This is a genomic window from Paenibacillus sp. FSL L8-0638 (assembly GCF_038593075.1).
GTDB lineage: Bacteria > Bacillota > Bacilli > Paenibacillales > Paenibacillaceae > Paenibacillus > Paenibacillus polymyxa_D.
Map to the genome: position 1 here is coordinate 4,666,345 of NZ_CP151960.1, position 20,843 is coordinate 4,687,187.

The 20,843-nt window shown below is 49.2% G+C and carries 21 protein-coding genes; 4 read left to right on the forward strand and 17 right to left on the reverse strand.

The features are described from left to right. Positions 1–181 precede the first annotated feature (181 nt). From MKY35_RS20685 to MKY35_RS20695, 3 genes are all read left to right on the forward strand, one after another. On the forward strand, positions 182–880 hold the full coding sequence (locus tag MKY35_RS20685) for a glycosyltransferase (protein WP_342446683.1): 699 nt from the start codon (positions 182–184) through the stop codon (positions 878–880). A gap of 12 nt (positions 881–892) precedes the next feature. Beyond that, the gene (locus MKY35_RS20690) at positions 893–2,287 is read left to right on the forward strand and encodes a glycosyltransferase family 2 protein (RefSeq protein ID WP_342444717.1); all 1,395 of its coding nucleotides are present in this window, start codon (positions 893–895) and stop codon (positions 2,285–2,287) included. Between the two features lie 211 nt (positions 2,288–2,498). Next, positions 2,499–2,891: a hypothetical protein gene (locus MKY35_RS20695; protein WP_342444718.1), complete on the forward strand. Its 393-nt coding sequence runs from the start codon at positions 2,499–2,501 to the stop codon at positions 2,889–2,891. A 150-nt stretch (positions 2,892–3,041) separates the two neighbouring features. Here the strand turns inward: MKY35_RS20695 and MKY35_RS20700 are convergent, their stop codons facing one another. From MKY35_RS20700 to MKY35_RS20780, 17 genes are all read right to left on the reverse strand, one after another. Then, complete coding sequence (locus MKY35_RS20700; protein ID WP_342444719.1) at positions 3,042–3,761, reverse strand: glycosyltransferase; 720 nt, start codon at positions 3,759–3,761, stop codon at positions 3,042–3,044. Beyond that, a complete protein-coding gene (locus MKY35_RS20705; protein ID WP_342444720.1) occupies positions 3,758–4,786 on the reverse strand; it encodes an NAD-dependent epimerase/dehydratase family protein in 1,029 nt (342 codons plus the stop codon). The genes MKY35_RS20700 and MKY35_RS20705 overlap by 4 nt, the downstream gene beginning before the upstream one ends. After that, on the reverse strand, positions 4,747–5,601 hold the full coding sequence (locus MKY35_RS20710; RefSeq protein ID WP_342444721.1) for an SDR family oxidoreductase: 855 nt from the start codon (positions 5,599–5,601) through the stop codon (positions 4,747–4,749). The genes MKY35_RS20705 and MKY35_RS20710 overlap by 40 nt, the downstream gene beginning before the upstream one ends. Then, positions 5,598–6,584 (reverse strand): polysaccharide biosynthesis protein, encoded by a 987-nt coding sequence (locus tag MKY35_RS20715; protein ID WP_342444722.1) that lies wholly within the window; start codon positions 6,582–6,584, stop codon positions 5,598–5,600. The genes MKY35_RS20710 and MKY35_RS20715 overlap by 4 nt, the downstream gene beginning before the upstream one ends. After that, on the reverse strand, positions 6,577–7,668 hold the full coding sequence (wecB, locus tag MKY35_RS20720) for a UDP-N-acetylglucosamine 2-epimerase (non-hydrolyzing) (RefSeq protein ID WP_342444723.1): 1,092 nt from the start codon (positions 7,666–7,668) through the stop codon (positions 6,577–6,579). The genes MKY35_RS20715 and wecB overlap by 8 nt, the downstream gene beginning before the upstream one ends. Positions 7,669–7,789: 121 nt before the next feature. Beyond that, positions 7,790–9,451: a glycosyltransferase gene (locus MKY35_RS20725; protein WP_342444724.1), complete on the reverse strand. Its 1,662-nt coding sequence runs from the start codon at positions 9,449–9,451 to the stop codon at positions 7,790–7,792. A gap of 60 nt (positions 9,452–9,511) precedes the next feature. Beyond that, positions 9,512–10,645, reverse strand: a complete 1,134-nt coding sequence (locus MKY35_RS20730; protein WP_029518281.1) for a glycosyltransferase — start codon at positions 10,643–10,645, stop codon at positions 9,512–9,514. Positions 10,646–10,678: 33 nt separating this feature from the next. After that, complete coding sequence (locus MKY35_RS20735; RefSeq protein ID WP_342444725.1) at positions 10,679–11,770, reverse strand: DUF3880 domain-containing protein; 1,092 nt, start codon at positions 11,768–11,770, stop codon at positions 10,679–10,681. A 182-nt stretch (positions 11,771–11,952) separates the two neighbouring features. Beyond that, positions 11,953–12,312 carry a hypothetical protein gene (locus tag MKY35_RS20740; protein WP_039272662.1) on the reverse strand — a complete coding sequence of 120 codons (360 nt, stop codon included), beginning with the start codon at positions 12,310–12,312 and terminating at the stop codon, positions 11,953–11,955. Further along, on the reverse strand, positions 12,260–12,610 hold the full coding sequence (locus MKY35_RS20745; protein WP_039272663.1) for a hypothetical protein: 351 nt from the start codon (positions 12,608–12,610) through the stop codon (positions 12,260–12,262). Before MKY35_RS20745 ends, MKY35_RS20740 begins: the two co-directional genes overlap by 53 nt. Further along, a complete protein-coding gene (locus MKY35_RS20750) occupies positions 12,610–12,942 on the reverse strand; it encodes a hypothetical protein (RefSeq protein ID WP_029518277.1) in 333 nt (110 codons plus the stop codon). The genes MKY35_RS20745 and MKY35_RS20750 overlap by 1 nt, the downstream gene beginning before the upstream one ends. A gap of 29 nt (positions 12,943–12,971) precedes the next feature. Further along, positions 12,972–13,259 carry a hypothetical protein gene (locus tag MKY35_RS20755; protein ID WP_013311765.1) on the reverse strand — a complete coding sequence of 96 codons (288 nt, stop codon included), beginning with the start codon at positions 13,257–13,259 and terminating at the stop codon, positions 12,972–12,974. Between the two features lie 118 nt (positions 13,260–13,377). Next, positions 13,378–14,838, reverse strand: a complete 1,461-nt coding sequence (locus tag MKY35_RS20760; protein WP_342444726.1) for a glycosyltransferase — start codon at positions 14,836–14,838, stop codon at positions 13,378–13,380. 72 nt (positions 14,839–14,910) lie between these two features. Further along, positions 14,911–15,642, reverse strand: coding sequence for a sugar phosphate nucleotidyltransferase (locus MKY35_RS20765; RefSeq protein ID WP_342444727.1), 732 nt, complete (start codon positions 15,640–15,642; stop codon positions 14,911–14,913). Next, on the reverse strand, positions 15,639–16,439 hold the full coding sequence (locus tag MKY35_RS20770) for a glycosyltransferase family 2 protein (RefSeq protein ID WP_342444728.1): 801 nt from the start codon (positions 16,437–16,439) through the stop codon (positions 15,639–15,641). The genes MKY35_RS20765 and MKY35_RS20770 overlap by 4 nt, the downstream gene beginning before the upstream one ends. Continuing rightward, on the reverse strand, positions 16,436–17,371 hold the full coding sequence (locus MKY35_RS20775) for a glycosyltransferase (protein WP_342444729.1): 936 nt from the start codon (positions 17,369–17,371) through the stop codon (positions 16,436–16,438). The genes MKY35_RS20770 and MKY35_RS20775 overlap by 4 nt, the downstream gene beginning before the upstream one ends. Beyond that, entirely contained in the window at positions 17,368–18,297 is a 930-nt protein-coding gene (locus MKY35_RS20780) for a glycosyltransferase (protein ID WP_029518272.1), read from the reverse strand. The genes MKY35_RS20775 and MKY35_RS20780 overlap by 4 nt, the downstream gene beginning before the upstream one ends. A gap of 558 nt (positions 18,298–18,855) precedes the next feature. Here MKY35_RS20780 and MKY35_RS20785 point away from each other — a divergent pair. Further along, a complete protein-coding gene (locus MKY35_RS20785; RefSeq protein ID WP_340933060.1) occupies positions 18,856–20,634 on the forward strand; it encodes a M4 family metallopeptidase in 1,779 nt (592 codons plus the stop codon). Positions 20,635–20,843: the final 209 nt, after the last annotated feature.

Consider the following 20,843-nt stretch of genomic DNA (forward strand, 5'->3'; position numbering starts at 1 on the left):
CTAAAAAAGGGGCAGTTACATTAATGAGATGTAAATTGCCTCTTTTTCCTTTAAATAAATTCCCCAAAATGAAGTACCACGGGCAATCGTCCACAATTATGAATTCGTTTTAACATACCGTATGGTGGGGAGAAAGCACATGAAGATTGCGGGGTGAGGAAACGTGGAATCGTTGCCGAAAGTGAGTGTCATCATTCCCTTTTTCAACTGTCCGTACGTAGATCAGGCTGTAGCCAGCGTCTTAAATCAAACTTATCCGAATATCGAAATTATTGTTGTAGATGATGGGTCAACTATGCACCAGGAACGTTTGATCCCTTATATGGATCGCATTTATTATCTAGGAAAGATGAACGGCGGCACGGCAACCGCGCTCAATTATGGTATACAAATGTCCACCGGAAAGTATACTGCTTGGCTTAGTTCAGACGATATGTTTTATTCGACCAAAATTGAACGTCAAGTGAATTTTATGGAGCAACATCAAGCTGAGGTCAGTTTCACTGATTATCATGTCATTAACAAAGCAAACGAGGTAATATGTCGCAATGCAACTGCCAAATTTACGACAGTACGTTCCTTTATTGAGGCATTTTCTTCCTACTGCCCGTTAAATGGCTGTACGGTGATGATGAAAAAGGATTATGTTCGTAACATTGGATACTTCAATGAGAAGCTGTTATACACTCATGATTATGATTTTTGGATTCGTGTAGTATTGAACCATACAGAATTTAACTATTTAGATGAGCCTCTCACTGCCTACCGTCGTCATGAACAAATGGGTACGGTCCAGCATTACCAAGCTATTGTACAGGAATTAGAAACCATCAGACAGACATATCAGAACCAATTACAAGTGGTTCTGAATACTCTTTAAGGAGAGAATTTTATGCTGGTCAGTATCGTTATCCTTACGTTAAACAACTGGAAACTAACAGAACGGTGTCTGGATAGCATCGTGCGCTACACTACCATTCCTTACGAATTGATCTGTATTGACAATGGATCGACAGACGGTACTCAACATCAACTACGTCGTCGGGAGAATGTACGTTTAATTGAGAATGAAACTAACCGTGGATTTGCAGCAGCTTGTAATCAAGGTATTAAGGCATCTATAGGGGATACTATTCTCCTGCTCAATAATGACACGATGGTATCTCACCATTGGCTGGAAAATTTAATTCATGCACTTTTTAGCTCAGCGGATATTGGCATTGTCGGTCCTGTGTCCAATATGGTGATGCCAATGCAACGCCTTCCCATGTCCTATTCAACCACAGAGACATATCATGAATTCAGCAAAAATTTTAATGTCACTAATCCCTCACTTTGGCGGGATGCAACGGCTTTAAGCGGATTTTGTATGTTGTTCCGTCGTCAATTGATAAGTCAGATCGGGTATTTAGACGAAGCATTCCCGGGAGGTGGCTATGAAGATATTGATTTCGGGTATCGGACACTAAAAAAGGGATTAAGGCTCCTCATCGCAGGAGACAGTCATGTCCATCATGAGGGTAACGCAAGTTTTACACATAATTCAATCGATATAGTTGAATGGGGACAGAGAAATCGCCGAATATTTCTAAGAAAATGGAATTTTAACCCTGAACGCCTCATTTATACATTAGATGAATACTTTTTCCCCGGACAGTTTGCTGCGGGGCATCCGCACCATCGACCTAAGGATTCTTCCTTACCTAATGGAATACTCATTCGAGATTCCAAAGGAAATATTTATCAAATCGAGAAAGGACTGAAGCGGCCTGTCGAGTCGCTTGATACTTTTCATGCTCTTCATTTTCGTCTTGATCGGGTAATCCAGCTGTCGGATACCACGGTGACCAGCATCCCCGACGGCAAGCCGTTACTGCATAATGGCCAACTTCGAGAGCATTTCCCAGCGGTTTACATCGCCAGAGATCCCATGAACGGTATACACCTGATCAGCCATGGTCTGCGCTATCCCTTCCGCGATTTCGAATCGTTCCGTTTGCTGGGCTATGAGGTCAACGAATCGATTCCTCTTTCATTCGCGCAGCTGGAGACTTTCCCTATTGGTCCACCTATTGATACCAATGTTTTCGAAGAGCATGAGCTGATCGATTACCGGTTGTATATGGGCCCGGATCACGGACTATATTATGCAGAGGGCGGATGGTTGCGACCCATTCCCAGTAAAAGAGAGCTCCATGTGTTCAGGTGGCATACACAGCCTCCTATTCCCCTTCCGACGGATGTATTTAACCGAAGCCCACAAGGTCCAATGATCGTGGCTTTATGATGATTAAACTACAGGCTGGTTCTTTATAGAACCAGCCTGTAGTTTAATCATCTTTTCGCGACATACAGCGGTAATAAAAGTCGATGGGCAATGTTAATTGCGGGTATTGGACAAGCCGGGATTCCTTAATTTGTACTAAACCCCTCTATATATTAACACACTCTATTACTACTCTTTCTTCATATATTGGTATTACAAGGAGGTGAAAAATATGGCTATTTTTTCGTTAGGAGCCGTTGAAAACCTTAATCCAGATGGTAGTTTCCATTCGAGCTCTGTTACACTACGTATCACTAATACAACAGCTTTTCCACTCATTCCCATTGTTGTTACTGCTTATAGCGCACCTGGTAGTGCACCAACAGGTACAGTGGCAGTACCGTATTTTACAACCACATTTGCCTTAGGTGCACCAAGGGCAGTAGTCACACTTACGATTCCTACTGTAGTGCCAGCATATCAGATCAACGTTTCATCTCCAGCCTTAGCCCCCGCAATTATCAGTGATATCTCGATTGCGGCCCAAGGAAGAGACGCTGCTGGCAATTTCGTACCAGAGCATGCCTTCCCATTCGGCGATTGGGCAGTTATTGCTACTGTATAACGGATTGAATCATGACAAAGGTATTGTTTTCCTAACTAACATGGTCTCTCCCTATCATCATTAGTAATTTGTAATTGGCCTGTGAATCTGCGTGCTTTATACAGGCACTGCAGATCACAGGCTGAAAATTTTTCAATATTCTGATTTGTACTACATAGCTGCAAATCTGTTCAGCAGCTCAGTTAAGCTGGTTCTGTAGCGTGCCTGAGTAATTAAGTATTCCTGTTCAATGACGTGTCGATGCTTTTTCGTTCCCATCTCATCATGCCAGCGGTAGTTTACCAGCAGTTCGTTTAAAAAAGGAAACTCGTATCCTGCCAGTATAACTCTGTACCACATATCCAAATCGTGGGTATACGTCAGCAGCTCATTGAACAACCCTATCTGCGTAAACAGCTCTTTTTTGAACATAACCGTGCATCCGTTTACCGGGTTACCTTTCAGAAAAAAACGGTAAAATTCCTGTATCGACGGAAGTACCGGTCCCGCCTGGTATCTTGTGATTTGGCTGTATTCATTGATTAAGTTGAAGTTGGTGTGAGAAATATGTGCACCTTGCTCCAGCATAAAGGAAACCTGATTGTTAATTTTATCCTTGTGGAAGGTATCATCCGAGCTGAGCCACGCAATGTATTCACCGTTGGCATGTCGGATGCCGTGATTAAGTGCACTGGCTGTTCCACCGTTTAATTTACCTAAATAATAGATATATTTACGGTAAGGATGAAGCATTTCAGTATGTGTGGTTGAACCATCATCGACGACAATGATTTCAAGCGGGCCGTAGGTTTGCTCCAGTGCGCTTTGCAGTGCCTGATCGACGTACCTGCAGTTATAAAACGGAATTACAATCGTTACACTCGGTCTCATCTCGTTTCTTCCTTTCTCGCTCGACTGTAGCCAATCATATCCTTCAGTGATTGCCCTAACGGAATGGTTGGCATCCAGCCCAGCTCCTCTAGTTCCTTTGCCTGATATACATCCGTGGACGCCTCTTCTGTCACATCTCCCCATTGTATGGCAACAGGGGTGTCTGCCAACGCAATCATACGTTCTACGATATCCCCCAACTGCATCATCTTGCCTGAGCAAACAGGGTATACACGCCCCGGAACACCTCGCTCCAGTAGCACGCTATACGCTCGGACAGCATCGCGCACGTCCAGAAAATCTCGCAGCGCATGCCGTGAAGAAACGTGAAACGGAGTCGGTGCAGAAACGGAAGCAAGGGCAGGGGGCTCTACATTCTGCACGTCTCGCACGCTCTGCTCGGTCCGTGCGATATAGCCTGCCAACAGTGCACAGAAACCGGTGGAGGGACCCGGGCCGATCAGATTGCAGGGCTCCGCCAGCATGACGGATTGATCGAACAGCGCACCCCACGAAAGCGCGACTGCCTCTTGAAGGCTTTTGCTGAGGCTGTACGGGTGCGGAGGATAATACGGAGCCTGCAAAACCGTCTTTAGGCGAGAACCCGCCACTACAATTCGGACTTTGGGGAAAGAGCGCAGTACATCCAGCAGATACAATGTGGACAGTACATTGGATTCCATGTATAACAATGGACTCTGCCAAGACTCAGGAACGGAATTTTTGCCACCAAGGTGGAGCACATAATCCGGAGCAATTTGTCGAATCACTTCGCCCAGACGTTTCTTGTCGAGCAAGTCGCACACATAAGGGATAATACAGCCACGTGTGCCCGCTTCCAGGCTTGAATCGCCATCATTTCCAGCCTGTGAGGTCAATTCTGTAGCAGAAGCGGCAGTGCGAGTCAGCGCTGCCACCTCCCAGCCGAGGCTTGCAAAATAGCGGCAGGCATGCATCCCGGTATAGCCCGCCGCTCCGGTAATGACTATGACAGGCCGACGTTGTTCCGCTGTGCTTCTGTCCATTCCAGCAGCTCCTTCAGCATGATGCTGTAGTGAGGAACATCGTAGAGCAGATCGGCCCGGGTAGAACGAAGCGTCCGATCTTGCACCGGCTCATCTTTCGGCACGATCCGAATATCCTCCCTCTTCCAGATGTCTTTGAACAGCAGTAGCAAATCATGTTTACTGATCGGTTCGGGGTGAACCAGATGAATGAGTCCGTCTAGCGGCTCATTCATAAGCACCTGTATCGCTTTAGCCAATTCCAGTGTCGTGACTCCGTTCCAAAAGACACGGCGATATCCGGCAACATCTCCGCTCTGCTGCAAAAACCAGTGCAGCAGACCAATGCCTTCCCTCCGAATTTCCGGACCGATAATAGAGGTACGAATAGTCAGATGCCCTGCCGCCTTTACTTCTCCGAGTATTTTCGTCACAGCATAGGCGTTTGTCCCGTCAGGCTGATCCGTCTCCTTGTACAAACCAGGAGCACGCTTTCCCTCGAATACACAATCCGTGCTGATATGAATGAGTCGGGCACCGATGCTGTCCGCCGTCCGCCGGAGAAGATGCGGCAACAGTCCATTGATTTGGTATGCTGTAATCTGATCCTTCCCGGCATACTGATTCAGCACACCCACCGCGTTGATGATGACGTCTGGCCGCACACTGCGAACCAACTGCTTCACCATAAAGCTGTCCCTTACATCCAGCAGCAGACCGCCTTTATTTTCGGGATCACGGGTGGTATAGAAGACGTTATGCCCGCCCTGATTTTGAAAATAATCGACCAGGACATGGCCCGCCATGCCGTTACCACCCAAAATAAGCAGCTTCATTTAATGAACCCCCCGCTCCGGAGGATAGTTCGAATTTCCTCTTTTGACATCAGATTAAACTCCGAGCTAAAGCTGCTGAATGATACCGGAGGACACTGACTATAACGGTCTCTTAATTGGGGGATGTTCAGCGTTGGGAGAATGACCAAATATTGCTCGTCATACACAACCGTTGTCAGGCTTTCAAAGTTACTCATCAAAATCTCATGAATTTTTTCGCCGGGACGGACACCTTGCTCTACAATTTCTACGTTTTCCACGCCCGAATCTTCAATGAGCACCTCAGCCAAATCCAAAATGCGACAGGTTGGCATGGTCATGATAAAAATTTCCCCGCCGACACTTTCCACCGAAGCTTTGAACAGAAGACTGATCGCATCACGCAGGGTCAGGAAAAAACGGGTCATTTTCATATCCGTAATAGAAACCTTCCCCTTTTGGCGAATCTGGTTTTGAAACAGATGCACCACGCTTCCGTTTGTGCCCAATACATTACCGCCTCGCACCGTCACGAACCGTGTATCACTATTCAGCAGATTGGCGTAGACAATCAGTTTTTCTCCAATCGCCTTGGTCATACCGTAAAAATTGGACGGATTCGCGGCTTTGTCAGTCGATATATAAATGACTTTCTTTACGTGATTGACGACAGCGGCCTCAATCACGTTTTGGGTGCCTACGACATTGGTTTTGAGTGCTTCATAGGGCTGATCCTCGCAGACAGGTACGTGCTTGAGAGCCGCCAAATGAAACACATAGTCCACACCCTGACAAGCGGTAACCAGCGCGTCCTTATCCCGGATATCTCCAATACAGAAGCTGAGCCGTTCATCCTCAAACTGCCTGTTCATGGCAACCTGACTCGATTCTCCACGTGAATAGATAATGACCTCTTTGGGGTTACGCGGCAGTAACTGGGTAACCAGCTCATGCCCCCAAGAGCCGGTACCGCCGGTAACCAAGATACGTTGGTTTTCAAACATGCCGTTTCCCTCCAAGCAAAAATTTGACTACCTTATCCGATACATCTTCCGCCAGATAGCCTGCGGGACACTGCCACTTATGGTTCATCCCGGTCATTATAGCTACCGCATTTGCTATAACCTCGCCATCAAGACCGGACACGATATTGCTGCCGCAATCTACCGTTTCCGGCCGTTCGGTCGTGCGACGCATCGTGACCGTCGGTACCCCCATGACACAGCATTCTTCCTGTACGGTGCCGCTGTCCGTCAAAGCGCAGCGGGCATGCCGCTCCAGCAGAACGAAGTCAAAAAAGCCGAACGGCTCGTGAAATTCTACCAGCGGATCAAGCTGGATCGGCGGGTGGCTTGCGATCCGAGCGGCGGTGCGGGGATGGATACTGCAAATGACCCGCTGCCCGAACTGCCGGGCTACCCGGTTAAGACCATCCAAAATAGCCAGCAAATGCGGTGGATGGTCGACATTTTCAGCTCTGTGGGCAGTGACCAGGAAATATTCCCCCGGCGAAAGTCCCAACTTTTTCAAAATCCCACTGCCGGATACCTCTTTCTCATAGTGCTGCATTACTTCGTAGATCGGATTTCCAGTCAGTATAATTCGCTGGCTTGGAAAGCCTTCGCGTAGCAGATGCTGCTTGCTTTGCTCCGTATAAGGCATATTAATAGTAGATATCGCGTCAATGACGCGCCGGTTCTTCTCCTCTGGTACATCCAGATCATAACAGCGGTTCCCCGCCTCCATATGCACGACCGGATAACCCATACGTTCCGCAAGTAAGGCACATAAAGCGCTGTTCGTATCACCGAGCAATAGCACATGATCGGGGCGTTCCTTGTTTAAAATATCCTCCATCTGCGAGTACATGGCGGACAACTGTTTGCCCAGTGTCCCCGCTTTCTCCTGAAGTACATAATCCGGGGCACGCAGTCCCAGCTCGCGAAAGAACTGCCCGCTCAGGCTTTCGGTGTAATTTTGGCCCGTATGCACAAGCACATGTTCATCTGCATGGCGGTCCAGCTTCGGAATGATCAGGCTGAGTCGTATAATCTCCGGTCTTGTGCCGAGCACGGTCAATATTTTCATGGTTTTGGAACCCACCTTTGCTGTCGTTGTTTCACTGAATTGTGGCGTTCAATGAATGATAGCCATCCAGCAGACTGGCTGTGCTCCAGCTTAACGTTCATCTCAACGGTCCGGCGTAGGTTCACCCGGACCGTTGTTTTGTATGCTGTCCAGCCTTGAGTGTGACTCGCTTCGGTTTGTGCGCGTTGTGTCGCCGTGACTGGTGCTTGATTTTCCGCTTGAGCTTCTGTCTGGACTTGGTTTTCGGATAAAGTCCCTTCGACAACGGGAACCCGTGAATTTTCTTAAGGCAACTCTTACCGCCGCTTCTCTTATACCTGCGATTCCGAAGTCTGGTACGCCTGCGGCTCTTTGGCCATCTCGCCCGAATACTACGCTTGCCGCGGGGCAATTCGGGTGGTGACTCAGGTAAAGGGGGTGCTGGTTGTGGCAAGCCCTGAATGGCTGCATATTCGATTGGCGGCAGACCCAGCACAGGCAGCTGACACACCACCGATTCGGGAAATTCTCGAATCGTGCTGGTATAACCCTCCGGTATAGCGGTAACCTGGCGCAGCCCTTCGCCTTCCCTCGTCCATACAGGTCCACCCGGCTGCTGAATCAACGGGAACCAATGCGGATGATGACATACCCATTGACTGACCATGAGGTGCATACCGCTTCGATAGGAATCAGGTCCGTATACACGTGTAGCTGCACTGTTGTTACGGACACCAATCCGTTCCACTTCCTCGGGATGATCGAGCAGATAGCCCACTTTTTGCGCCAGCATGTCGCTGTTGCCCGGCTCTACCAAAAAATCTGTATTTCCGGTCGCCTCCATCAATTCCACAAGTCCACCCTGCGCAAAGGCTACCACGGGCTTACCGTAAACTAGCCCTTCCAGGGCGGTCAGACCAAAGCCTTCTTCCACCATACTTGGGATCACAACAATATCCATTGCGCTATAGGCCATTGACACGGATTCCTCGAATGAATTGAACTGGAAGCGGCGGCTATAACGAGATTGGCGGATTAAAGAGACACATTTTACGTAATATTCCGAGTCTACCGAGCTGCCGATGATCCAGAAACGACACCGCGAATTGGTTTCGCACAGCTTTAGAGCCATTTGGACAAAAGGTAACAGCCCTTTGGCTTCGTAGATAAAGGAAGAAATATAACCAATGCAAATATGAAAATCTCGCAGCCCCAGTTTTTCACGTTTCCTTTTCCGTTCCAGCACATGCTCTCTGGGAGACGGCATATCCATATCCCGGCAGGGAGACAACACCGTATGCGGACGCGTCAGTCCCCCACCATGCAAAGGACGCATTACAGCTTGCGAAATGCCGATGACCCATTGGCTATTGCGCTCAATGATAGAAACAGAAACTGGCGTATGCGCATTCTGGTTAATGACCTCGGTTATTTTCCAGATCACCGGAATGTTGAGCTCTTGGGCAGCCATTGCAGGCATGACGTTCACACAGGTATTAACCAGCACCACATCAGGTCGAGCATGCCGAAGCATCTGGAACAACGGTGCATACGCCACATGGGTCCGCAAATTCTCCGCATCCTGCGCCAATCCCTCATATGGGGTATACATGCCATGCAGCATGAACAGATTCTGTGTCAGAACGGTGATTCCGCGCTTGCGGGCCATTGAGGTCAGCCGCCCTTCACCAGGCGTTACGAGAATACAATCGAAGTACGTACGCATATCTAGACAAAATTGCAATAGCAGCTTCTCTGCCCCCGTAATACTGCGGACGTTGCTAACATGGCTGAATAACATCATTTTCGGCTTGATCGGAGTTCACCTCCTTTAAAATAGCAACCACCGGACGTGTGAATCACCTTATGGAAATATGACCGACAACAGTTGGTCAATCCGGTGACCATACGTGTGCTCCCGCAGGGTTCGTTCCAGAGCACGCAGAGCAATCTCACGACGCTCCTTTTCATGCGTCAAATAAAACTCAACCTTCTCCAGCAGTTCCTGCTGAGAACTGTAAGTTTCAATCTCTTCCCCTGGCTTGTAAAAACGAGCCAGATCATCTCTTGTATCCGTCAGTTGCAACGTGCCACTGGCAGAAATTTCAAACGTACGCGGATTGGGCGAAGCCCCCGGAATTTTCAGTGAGTTGTTGTTCACCGAATCATCCTGATGGGAACGATGAAGATTAATTACGATTTTGCTGCCGTTGTACGAATCATTGGTCTCGCCCGGAGACATCCAGCGGCCCAGCTCAATTTTGTCGCCATACGACTGATAATCTGGGAGACGATCCCACCATATTCCGTTGATTTTAATGTTACGAGCCATGAGCTGCGGCATAATCGGATTGAAGAAATAGATGCGGTTCCAGTAAGCTGAGCCTGTAAACCCAATCTCACGTCGTACCGAAGCGGGCGAGCTGAGGGGGAAATAGTGAGTCAGAAATGCTCCAAAGGGCAAATAGTGCACAGACGTGCAACCCAACTGACGGTACAGCTCCATGCAGTTCATTTCTAAGGTGAACACATAATCATAATTCGTCACAATTTTGGTCGTCGTATCGGTGTAATAGGGATCGTCCGTCAACCATATGGCGGTGGGGATGCCCAACTGGCGTACCGCAGTAACCTGCTCCAACGGAAGATCCATTCCATCCAGTGCTAGCATCAGATTCGGACGGAGCTGAGCGGCAATATCTCCTACCGGCTGACGTGGGTCTGTTACGGTAACCTGAGCCGTCATGCTTTGCAACGTGGTAATGACCGCCTCATCCAGCGGAGAATACGGAAGGCCTTTGCCTGAGACGACATACAGTACATGGATTTGTCGAAAAGGGAAAACTGCTTTCATCCGCGCAACAATTGCGTTAGCACGGCCGCGCAGATATCCTTCGTCGTATCCGTCATGCAATCCCGCAGTTCTCCCCTTTTCCCAGGAGGCTGCCGCCGTCTGGTGAACAGCCGGGTCATACGGTCCTGTCGTAGATATCGTCATCACTCTCACTCCTCACTGTTTATGGTGTTTACTTTAGGCCATCGCCTTGTCCAGCAATTCTTCCATACGATTCGAGTACCTATGCTTTTGCATGGTTGTGTGCAGTGCGCGCCAGGCTATACGTTCGCGTTCCCAGTCATGCTTGAGATAGTAGTCCAGCTTCACTTTCAGTTCCTCTGCTCCTGAGAAGGTCTCAATGTCATAGCCTGGTTGGTAATAACGGCTCAGATCCTTCCGCACATCCGTCATTTGAAGCGTGCCGCAAGCAGAAATTTCATATGTCCGAGGATTGATGGACTCCGCTGAAAGCTGGTGTGTATTCCGATTATCCAGTCCGGGGTCTGTCGGGCGGTGCATATTGATGACAATTTTGGAGCCGTTATAATATTGAGCGGTCTCTTCCGGCTCCATAAAACCCGGACGGATAAAGCGTTCCAGCACATCCCGCCGGGTCAGCCGATCCCAGTGTCCACCTACGATCAGCACTCTTTTGTCCGCCAAGAAGGGAGCAAGGTGGTCGAACAGCTTCACACGGTTCCAGAAGGCATTTCCTATGAAGCAAATGTCATGCTGATGCTCCCGCTCTACCCGCCGGGGATAAAAGATACGAGCTGACGCAGCCAGCGGCAAATAGTGAACCCTCGTTACTCCCTGATCGCGATAAAACGGCAGACAAGAATTTTCATGCGTAAATACGACATCGTAGGATTGACAGATCAACGCCGTATCCTCCGTAAAGTAGGGATCATCTACAAACCATATGGCCGTCCGAATGCCCAGGGCTCGTATTTGTTGTATCTGCTCCAGATGATCCGCCGGAAAAACATGCAGTCCGTTCATGACCAGTACGAGGTCTGGACGGTGAGCCTCAGCGTCAGCCAGCATCGTGGCAGGCGTACCGATGGCACACGAGCTACATATTTGGCTCAATGCTTCTTGCACACCTGTGTCTATAGCTGCGAAACCTTGCGGAATATACAACACTTTTAACTGGCGAACAGCAGGTTGTATTGCCACGACCTGTGACAGAGCAGCCGTGCAACCGCCCATTCTGCGTCCTTCCCGATAGCCGCATCGGTATGCTTCGCGTTCATTTCCGCTTTGTTGATCATTCACATCCTTCACCCTGTCCTGTTGTAGGATAAACTTCTGTCACTCCTAAACTATATGCACAGGGGTCAAACGCATCATGGACGACTGCCACTGCCCGGACAAAATTGGCGTTTGCCCGTCCAACTGTCGAAACGCAAATAACCCCGAAGCTGCTAGGCTTCGGGGGGTTAACCGTAATAGATGATTTTCATAGTTTACTGTGCCTTATAAGCGACCTGGTGGCCATCTTCATAACCTTTGGCAAAGCCTGAATTGAAACCCTCGTTGTAAGCTGCATCATACCCCTGCTGAAATGCCTGCGGATCATGCTCCAATGCAACAGTCCCGGGCTGTGGATTCTCCGCAGAAGGGACTGCCACCGGGTTAGCTTGAGGTTTTTTTCGCCGCCGCAAAAGAGGATGTCTTCTACGTGCAGAATGATGTCCTCTTTTACGGCGTCTTAGAGCAAGCAGACGTCTTCTTCTCCGTTTTAATCTGCGAATGCTGGAACGCCGGGCATCTTTACGTCTTTTGCGGGCTTTTTCCCGAGTGGCGCGTTCCCACCTTGTGCTCATTTTCATTCCTCCTTTGCTTTCTCGTGGTGGTTTCATTTTTCTGAACAGGCACATGGAGCCACGGCTTCGTCGGTTTTCCATATACCTGTCGTCTTAATGGAATACCCGCCAACATTTGCGTGATTTCGCCCTGGTAGTTGCTTAGTATACGAATGGTTTCTTCCAGACGGGTAGCCGACATATCCGCATGGGGCGTCAAGTCCGCAAGACTGGTCAGCATCCGGGCAACGGCGTGCTGGCTGGCAGCAATAGACTCCATTATATCCAGCTTGATCTCACGTTCACGCCTCATGCTCATTAGTTCATATCCCCCGAGCCCATGCCTCCCATCATCCCTTCCATGCCGCCACCCTGCTGCTCATCCTGATCCAGCAATGCTTTGAGATTGCTGCAAAGACCAGTCTGAAGCCGCGTTAATCCCTCCAGCATTTCCACCATTTGCTCGTGAATCTCCAAAGGTCGCCCCAGCTGTTCTTCATCGGTGTCAAAGGCGTGGGGCGCCAGATGGTTCAGCGCCCAATTACGCACTTTTTCTGCCTCGACCGCCTTGGCCTCCAGGATCATAGACACATTCCGCTGCATTTTGGAGGCCGCGTCCAGCATGTGAATCATTGCTTGTTCCCTACTCATGTGTTCACTCCCTGCCCTCGGTTGTTACGTTACTCCTCTTCCGGGTATGCCGTTTCCTTCACGACACGAACGAGCATTTCAGCCATTGCTTCCTGAAGATCGGCAATGCCGTTCAGATAGGCCACAATGCTTTTGTTTACTTGTCCCGAGCTGTCGAGAATGCCCGGAATTCCGTCAAAACGCGGCTCCTCATCTGGCAGTTCATGTATGATCTGCGCCATGCGCACAACCACCTGCCGTTCCGCATCCAACAACCTCGACATCTGCTGCTGCGAGTGCGAAATGTGGATCAGCAAATCATCTAACTCGTTATGCATAAGCCCCTCCTTTATGTGCTCCGCCGTGCGGAACGCACGAATTACCTACGGGCTTTCCGCTACTACAGCGTATGCCGCAGCGAGTAGTCGGTTCCGCCTAAAAGCGCCTATTCGATCATCACAAATGCCCTCGCAACACTGGTGGAGCAATAATAGGCTGCTTCTCCGTCAATGCCGACAATTCTTCGGAGGACAAAAATTGAATTGGATAGTCCTCAGCCCGCCAGCTCATCACAGCGTAGAGGGTAAGGAATGGTCTTTTCCAGCCGTTGCCGATTTGGTACAGTTGCCCACCTTCAGCATACAGTAACTCAATCCAGCGCTTACGTTGAGCGGGGATATGAAGTGTGGGCAACATGGACATGTTCCCCAGCTCAGGAGCCGCCAGCACAGGCAAGGGTTCCTCTGGCGACTCAGCTACAGGTGCATCAGTGCTGCCGGAAACTGTGACCTCCGGCTTCCCTACCAAGGGAAGTGCCAACAAGTCCAGCTGAGACAATCTGACAGGGCGCACGTTTTCACCTCCCGCAGCACTGACTCCATGCAGATACCGCCTTCTTCCCGGCTCTAACCGAAATACTACACCGGACGGTCCCTGAACAACCGCTCCGATGGGGTAAAAGCTTGCCGCTGATACGTGTGTTTCCTTACCTGTTGAGATCTGGCCGTCCGTCTCCGCTGTACTGAATTTCAGGTTGTGGAACAGCTTATCCGCATCCCCCCACTTTTGTACAAAAAAGGATCGGTTCCGGCTGCTTTCCTCCATTGAACCGCTTGTTTCGGTCGTTAGAGGAAAACCATACACCGTATCCCGATCTCTTTCTTCATAATGGATAAAAGCATCTCCGGCAATTGCCATACGTATCCCCAACAAACGCACACGCAGTAGCCAATCTGCATGGGCTTCCTCAATACTGTGGCAGCCTTCGTCCCAGTAGCCCGTTTTTTTCAGTGTCTCTCTGCGCAGCAATAAACAAAATCCAGCCAAGCTTTCGGTCTCTCGCCATGCATCCGGTTTGGGAACATTGAAGGTCATGGCAAATTGACGTGCTCCATTTTCGTTCATATCAGGAACCTCAATCTGCTGTTCTTTGAATGGACCATTCGTTACAGGCCCAACAACACCAATACACGGATCGCTGTGTAAACACCCTAACAACCGATCCAACCAGCCGGGGGTCACCATGGAGTTTTGATCCAGTACCACAATAGTAGTGCCTTTTGCCATCATCAGCCCCTGATTCAGGCTACCTATCATTTGCACATCCTTTTTTAACAGCGCATAACGCACAGCGATGCTTTTACGGAGCAAATAGGTGGATGTCCCGTCCGTCGAGCCGCAGTCCACTACAATAATTTCGTGAGGATGGCTCGTATTCTCCTCAATACGGTGAATGCATGCACGGAGCTGTTGAAGCTGATTGCAGGACGGAATGATAATACTGACGCCTTCAAAAACCTTGCCGAACGAAGCCTGACCCAACCTGTTACCTTGCTCCTGGCCCCTTTTATATCCTGACCAGTAGCCTTTCTTTCCGAGCCGCTTGCTGTGTTTCCTTTGCATATTCAGGCGTTTCATGCCGTTCACTCCTCCGGGTGGCATTATGCCTATACTATATGCCTGGCCCGGTAGGATGGTGTTTCATTGAGATCAAGGTAGAAGTCCTTTCATTTTCAATCCAGCTTCCTGAAGGGAATCGAAGGTTCCTGCGTCGCTCCAATAACGCCGTAAAATATCATATTCCAGCTTGCCTTCAGCGGCATAACAGTTGTTAACATCCGTGATCTCAAGCTCACCACGTGCCGAAGGTGTAATTTGCCGGATCTTATCGAACACGGCAGTATCGTACATATAGATACCCGTAACGCAATATTTGGATTGGGGATGCTGCGGCTTTTCTTCAATCCGCGTAATGCTCTCCGGGCGCTCAGGATCAAACACGGGTACCCCGTAACGACGGGCATCTGCCACCTTTTTCAACAACACTCTGGCGCTCCCCGGGGGCTGTTGCTTGAATCGTTCGATCACAGGTCCCAAGTCTTCCTTGAACAAATTATCACCTAACAAAACAGTGAATTTTTCTTCTGCCTGCATATAGCTTCTTGCTAGTTCGAGTGCTTCTGCAATGCCGCCCGCTTTTTCTTGAATCCGGTATGTCAGTTGAACACCATACTCACTACCGCTGCCCAAAAAATCGGTGTACATTCCGGCCGATTGTTTACCAATAATAATTAGCATATCGGTAATCCCCGCCTGTCGCAGCCTTTCGATACCATATACGATCATGGGATACTTGCCGACCGGAAGCAGATGCTTGTTGAGTAATGTAGTCAACGGATGAAGGCGCGACCCAGTTCCTCCTGCGAGAATAACCCCTTTCATATCTTCCTTCCTCCTTCGACAGCATATTCAGTGCATGCAACCCCAGCGTTTCCAGTTTCGATAAACATTCTGGGATCTATGCTCCATTTCTCTATAAACAAACGATAGTTCCGCTCGATCAGCTCTTCAATCCAGGAAGTCTCCGAGCGTGAGAAGCTCGCATTCCCCTCGTGATAGACAAAACAGTCGTTGCACATGAGCAGCTTGTAGCCATGCACGCGTGCGCGCAGACAATAATCGTCATCCTCATAATGTCCGGGGCTGAACCGTTCATCCAGCAATCCGATCCGTTCCATCAGATCACGCCGGAACAACAAACAAAATCCGACCAACCGCTTAACCTCCTGCCACCTGGAGGGATTACTTGCATTATTCTGCTCCGCATATCTCAGACAGCTGGCCAAATCTCCTTCTAATCCGTGAATCTGCTGAATACCGCTGACGCAATTCGTCACCGGCCCCACCAATCCCACTATGCTTTCGCTCTGCAATGCAGCCAACATATTCGATAGCCATCCCCGCGTAACCGTCACATCATTGTTTAAAATAACGAACTGATCACCCGAAGCCAGCCGGAGCCCCATATTACATGCTGCTGGAAAGCCCCTGTTTTCAGGAAGACGTATGCTGATCAGCCGCTCGGATGCGCAAAAATCATCCGTTCCGTCATTCGAAGCGTTGTCCACAACAATGATTTCATACGGTACATCTATCGTATGTGTCCGAATCGCCTCAATACACGGCTTTAACAGATGCAGGCCGTTATAAGTCGGAATAATGATGCTCGTCAGACTCATTGTGCATTCCTCCCTTTGGCAACGTCTACCCGTGTTGGAACAGGCCCGAGTGGGGAATACCCGGCTACCTGAAACACCGCCGTCAGTGCCTCTGCATGATCACCGACGATCAACTGTTCCATAGCGTTCCCTTTGCCAACATTGAAGGTCCGCTTACGGTTCGTTTTAATGACATCGACAGCATGTACTGCCGCCACGATCATGCCATGCAGAATTGCCATGGCGTGGGCTTTTGGCGGTACGGCAAGCACGGCTGAGCTAAGCTGATCCAGTAAACGCCGAGATAATGCATGCGGTACGGCGGTCAATGAGCTTGCTCCCAAATCCGGCCTGCGCAGTACGCGATTCAGGAATGCTTTGCACCGTGTCACGCTGTCTTGCTGGGCATAGGGGGGCAAATGTCTGCCCAGATCATTAAGCGCGACATCCGTTCCCTGATCCACCGCGTGGAGAAAAGGCAGCAAATCAGATGCTGGAATCGGCAAATCTCCGTCCACGAACAGCACAATATCAGCCTGCGTCATACGCGCGCCTACTGCACGGCCAACATCATGCCCCAGTCGATCGGGCACGTTGACGAGAGTCACATTAGGATGATGTTTGGCTACGGTGGAGCGCGTGCCGTCCGTGCAGCCGTTCAATACGACAATGATATCCGTAAGCGGAAGTTTTTCCAGCTCGCTCAGCACCCGGTCAATCGTAGCCTCCTCATTACAGGCGCTGACCACGGCCGCTGCGGTTCCCTGTAACACAATATCTCCCGGAACTTCACGTTCCACAGGTGGAGTCACTTCGGTCATTCCTGTTGCCCGAGGTGTGGGCTTTCTCACCCTACGGCTATGCATTGAAGTCGTCGTTCCTCGTTTTCGCTGAACACGTCTGATCCCCCAGCTCGGTTCTTCACGCTTCCCTCTGCGATACGGTCTACTCACAGTTTCACCTCGTCTCTGATCCGTTTGCGCTCCAAATCCGTAAAGCCCGCACGCGTTCCCAGATGCGATGTAAGCCAGGCAATGGCATCCAGATGATCCTGAACAATTACACCTGCCAGCGGGTCCTTGCCGTTCTGTTTTTTACGTGTCGCATTTATTTTACCGACAGCTATCCCATATACAGTCACCACTCGTAACCCGGAAGCGATGGACATAGCTTGAAATAAGGGAGGTTTCTCCAAGGGCTTTGGACCTATTTTATTTAGAGCCTTTTGACTAATGGCGTGTGGAATGCCAGTCATAGATGCTCCCCCTAAATCAGCACGATTCGACAAGATATTCAATACATGCTTTGCCTCCACTACAGGATGTACGGGCGTACGATTCACAGGTCCATGGTAATCATTCAGCACCACATCCGCCCCTGCACATATGGCGTGTATAAACGGTCGGAGTCTAACGCAGGGAATGACGATGTCCCCATCCAGGAAAAGCAGGATCTGTCCAGATGCCGCCTCCGCTCCAACACGACGGCCAACATCATGTCCGAGCGGTTCCGGGAAAGAAAGTACACGAGCTCCCGCCGCTGCTGCCACCTTCGCCGTTCTATCGTGTGATCCGTTCTCAACGACGATAACCTCTGTATGTGGATGGACACGGCGCGCCTCGCGAATCACAGCTCCGATTGTTTTTTGCTCATTCATGGCCGGAATAATGACAGATACGAAAAACTTTCCCACTGATGACGGTCCAGATGGTCGCTCTTCGCCGATCTGTGCCCCTCTCTCCGTGTCGAGTACCTCCCTCATGGCAGGGGTCTTATGCATGTTCGGCATTCGTAACGGCAGCCACATCTTAGAATGATAGTATGCGCCGGAATGCCGCCTCCGTTTGATCTTGTATCCAGCTCTTCCCTGCTTCTTCATGCTCCCGTCTCACCTCCCTTCCTGCTGTATAGATGGACAGCATGATTAGGACAGTTCAACATAACCTATGCGGTCCAAAAGCAGTGTGTAACGGCAAGCGTGGAGTCTTTTCGACATAGCAATTTTCGACTTTATTTTACATAACTTATTAATCCTATTAAATAAGTGAGTTATTAGGGTCTAAAGATTCATTTTGGATAAATTTGTGACATAGATCTTCTCGTCCGTCATTCTCTGTGCTAATATCAGAGCCAGATGATGGGAGTTCAAAAAATCAACATTAGTTTTTTTTGCATAAGTCATTTTTTCCATTATCCACCATTTTTCTATTTTCTTTATATACGACAGGAAAGGAGGAGTTTGTCACCTTTTTAGGCCACATGCTTCATACTGCAGTACCCTCTTTTCACGTACGCTTCATGAAAAACACTTCGGTATTTCTCTTCATGTTCCATTTTCTTCTATTCCAGACGACAACACGACCCACATAAATGGCGCAATGCCTTATTCAAGACAGGATGATTCATCCTGACATTAATCGAGGAGAGTGAATTTTTAATGAAAAAAGTATGGGTTTCGCTTCTTGGAGGAGCTATGTTGTTAGGGTCTGTCGCGTCTGGTGCATCAGCGGAGAGTTCCGTTTCGGGGCCAACTCAGCTTACACCGACCTTTCACGCCGAGCAATGGAAAGCCCCTTCCTCGGTATCGGGTGACGACATTGTATGGAGCTATTTGAATCGGCAAAAGAAATCGTTATTGGGTGCGGACGACTCTAGTGTACGTGAACAATTCCGAATCGTTGATCGCACAAGCGACAAGTCCGGTGTGAGCCATTATCGGCTGAAACAGTATGTAAACGGGATTCCCGTATATGGAGCTGAACAGACTATTCATGTGGGCAAATCTGGTGAGGTCACCTCTTACTTAGGAGCGGTGGTTAGTGAGGATCAGCAAGCTGAAGCTACGCAAGGTACAACTCCAAAAATCAGCGCTTCTGAAGCGGTCTACACTGCATATAAAGAAGCAGCTGCACGAATTGAAGCCCTCCCTACCTCCGACGATACCATCTCTAAAGATGCTGAGGAGCAAACCAGTGTAAGCAAAGACACTTACTCCGAAGCAGCTAACAACGGAAAAACGATATCAACCGATAAGGACGAGCTGAGTCTTGATAAAGCATCTGTCCTGAAAGATAGCAAAATTGAAGCGGTGGAGACAGAAAAAAGTTCCATTGCCAAAATCGCTAATCTGCAGCCAGAAGTAGATCCTAAAGCCGATCTGTACTTCTATCCTAAAGGGGATGACCTGCAGCTGGTTTATGTAACAGAAGTCAATGTTTTAGAACCTGCCCCACTGCGTACTCGCTACATTATTGATGCCAATGATGGCAGCATCGTATTCCAGTATGACATCATTAATGAAGCGACAGGCACAGGTAAAGGTGTGCTTGGTGATACCAAGTCATTCACCACGGCTGCTTCGGGCAGTAGCTACCAGTTAAAGGATACAACACGCGGTAACGGTATCGTGACTTACACGGCCTCCAACCGTCAAAGCATCCCAGGTACCCTCCTGACCGATGCCGATAATGTATGGAATGATCCAGCTGGCGTGGATGCCCATGCGTATGCTGCCAAAACATATGATTACTATAAGTCCAAATTCGGACGCAACAGTATTGACGGACGCGGGCTGCAACTCCGTTCGACAGTCCATTACGGTAGCCGCTACAACAATGCCTTCTGGAATGGCTCCCAAATGACTTATGGAGATGGAGACGGTAGCACATTTATCGCCTTCAGCGGGGACCCCGATGTAGTGGGGCATGAACTTACGCACGGTGTCACAGAGTATACTTCGAATTTGGAATATTACGGAGAGTCCGGTGCATTGAATGAAGCTTTCTCGGACGTCATCGGCAATGACATTCAGCGTAAAAACTGGCTTGTAGGCGATGATATTTATACGCCAAACATTGCAGGCGATGCTCTGCGCTCTATGTCCAATCCTACGCTGTATGATCAACCAGATCACTATTCCGACTTGTATAAAGGCAGCTCCGATAACGGTGGCGTTCATACGAACAGTGGTATTATCAATAAAGCCTACTATCTGCTGGCAGAAGGTGGTACTTTCCATGGTGTAACTGTAAATGGAATTGGTCGCGATGCAGCGGTCCAAATTTACTACAGCGCCTTTACGAATTACCTGACTTCTTCTTCCGACTTCTCCAACGCACGCGCTGCTGTGATCCAAGCGGCAAATGATCTGTACGGCGCGAACTCGGCACAAGCAACTGCAGCTGCCAAATCTTTTGATGCTGTAGGCGTAAACTAAATCATATACGCTATAATCCTCATATTCTCGTCCATAGACCGTTGCCGTTGTGCAACTGTCATGTGGCCCTACTCATACAATGGACGAAAAAATAGGGGTGCAGTGTACAAGTCTGCGCCCCTTCCCCCCTTATTTATGGCGTCCCCTCAAAGGGGCGCCCTTTTCATATTCATAGAGTCCCTCCGATCATTTTCGACTAAATAAGACAA

What these genes read in the sequence shown, in the direction of transcription:
- MKY35_RS20690 (WP_342444717.1), top strand. Translation starts at nt 893, where the DNA reads ATGCTGGTCAGTATCGTTATCCTTACGTTAAACAACTGGAAACTAACA.
- MKY35_RS20695 (WP_342444718.1), top strand. Translation starts at nt 2,499, where the DNA reads ATGGCTATTTTTTCGTTAGGAGCCGTTGAAAACCTTAATCCAGATGGT.
- MKY35_RS20700 (WP_342444719.1), bottom strand. Translation starts at nt 3,761, where the DNA reads ATGAGACCGAGTGTAACGATTGTAATTCCGTTTTATAACTGCAGGTAC.
- MKY35_RS20705 (WP_342444720.1), bottom strand. Translation starts at nt 4,786, where the DNA reads ATGGACAGAAGCACAGCGGAACAACGTCGGCCTGTCATAGTCATTACC.
- MKY35_RS20710 (WP_342444721.1), bottom strand. Translation starts at nt 5,601, where the DNA reads ATGAAGCTGCTTATTTTGGGTGGTAACGGCATGGCGGGCCATGTCCTG.
- MKY35_RS20715 (WP_342444722.1), bottom strand. Translation starts at nt 6,584, where the DNA reads ATGTTTGAAAACCAACGTATCTTGGTTACCGGCGGTACCGGCTCTTGG.
- wecB (WP_342444723.1), bottom strand. Translation starts at nt 7,668, where the DNA reads ATGAAAATATTGACCGTGCTCGGCACAAGACCGGAGATTATACGACTC.
- MKY35_RS20725 (WP_342444724.1), bottom strand. Translation starts at nt 9,451, where the DNA reads ATGATGTTATTCAGCCATGTTAGCAACGTCCGCAGTATTACGGGGGCA.
- MKY35_RS20730 (WP_029518281.1), bottom strand. Translation starts at nt 10,645, where the DNA reads ATGACGATATCTACGACAGGACCGTATGACCCGGCTGTTCACCAGACG.
- MKY35_RS20740 (WP_039272662.1), bottom strand. Translation starts at nt 12,312, where the DNA reads ATGAGCACAAGGTGGGAACGCGCCACTCGGGAAAAAGCCCGCAAAAGA.
- MKY35_RS20745 (WP_039272663.1), bottom strand. Translation starts at nt 12,610, where the DNA reads ATGAGCATGAGGCGTGAACGTGAGATCAAGCTGGATATAATGGAGTCT.
- MKY35_RS20750 (WP_029518277.1), bottom strand. Translation starts at nt 12,942, where the DNA reads ATGAGTAGGGAACAAGCAATGATTCACATGCTGGACGCGGCCTCCAAA.
- MKY35_RS20755 (WP_013311765.1), bottom strand. Translation starts at nt 13,259, where the DNA reads ATGCATAACGAGTTAGATGATTTGCTGATCCACATTTCGCACTCGCAG.
- MKY35_RS20760 (WP_342444726.1), bottom strand. Translation starts at nt 14,838, where the DNA reads ATGAAACGCCTGAATATGCAAAGGAAACACAGCAAGCGGCTCGGAAAG.
- MKY35_RS20765 (WP_342444727.1), bottom strand. Translation starts at nt 15,642, where the DNA reads ATGAAAGGGGTTATTCTCGCAGGAGGAACTGGGTCGCGCCTTCATCCG.
- MKY35_RS20770 (WP_342444728.1), bottom strand. Translation starts at nt 16,439, where the DNA reads ATGAGTCTGACGAGCATCATTATTCCGACTTATAACGGCCTGCATCTG.
- MKY35_RS20780 (WP_029518272.1), bottom strand. Translation starts at nt 18,297, where the DNA reads ATGAAGAAGCAGGGAAGAGCTGGATACAAGATCAAACGGAGGCGGCAT.
- MKY35_RS20785 (WP_340933060.1), top strand. Translation starts at nt 18,856, where the DNA reads ATGAAAAAAGTATGGGTTTCGCTTCTTGGAGGAGCTATGTTGTTAGGG.